The sequence below is a fragment of the Rhodovibrio sodomensis genome, assembly GCF_016583645.1.
In the GTDB taxonomy this organism is placed as follows: domain Bacteria; phylum Pseudomonadota; class Alphaproteobacteria; order Kiloniellales; family Rhodovibrionaceae; genus Rhodovibrio; species Rhodovibrio sodomensis.
In genome coordinates, this window is the sequence record NZ_NRRL01000305.1 from 1 (window position 1) to 617 (window position 617).

Annotated in this window: 1 pseudogene; it reads right to left on the reverse strand. The window is 73.9% G+C overall.

Annotated features, from left to right (window positions below):
* A pseudogene (locus CKO28_RS27890) lies at positions 1 to 467 on the reverse strand (hypothetical protein); the annotation flags it as partial.
* Positions 468 to 617 lie beyond the last annotated feature (150 nt).

A 617-nucleotide genomic window follows, 5' to 3' on the forward strand; every position in this document is an offset into this window, starting at 1 on the left:
GCGGGCCGGGCCGTCGCGTCGGCGCCGGCTGAACTGGCGTTTGCGGCGCCGGCCGGGTCGGGCGCGCCGGCCAGTTGCACGCCCGGCGGCGGGGCGGTGCCGCCCGTTGGCGTGTCGTCGCTGATGCCCAGGGCGGCCATGACGTGTCCGCCCAGGTCGCGGCCGGTCGCCTCCTCGGCGATCGCGTTGACCAGGCCGCCGACCAATCCGCCGACCCCGCCGTACAGCCCGCCGCCCACGATCCGCGCGGCGCCCTGCATGGTGTCGCCGGTGATCTCGCGATAGATCGTGGACACCACCGGGATGTGCTGCAGCGGGTTGATCACGTCCAGCAGGTCGTCGAACGACGCCTCGGGCGCGGTGCCGTCGGCCTTGGCCTGCTCGTAGCGGCGCAGCTCGGCCCACGGGTCGGCGCGGTCGGACCGGGCGCCGGCCGTGTCGTGATCGACGGGGAAGGACAGGGACATGGGGTCGGTCGGCTTGGCTTGCGGGTCGGAACGGATCGGCGCTTCGGCCCATCCGTGAAGCAAACCCCGTGCCAACCCTGAAAAACCGGTTTGCCGCGGCGTTGCGGCGTCCCCGGCGGTTCGGCCACCGCTTCGAGTAGGCCCGTCCAC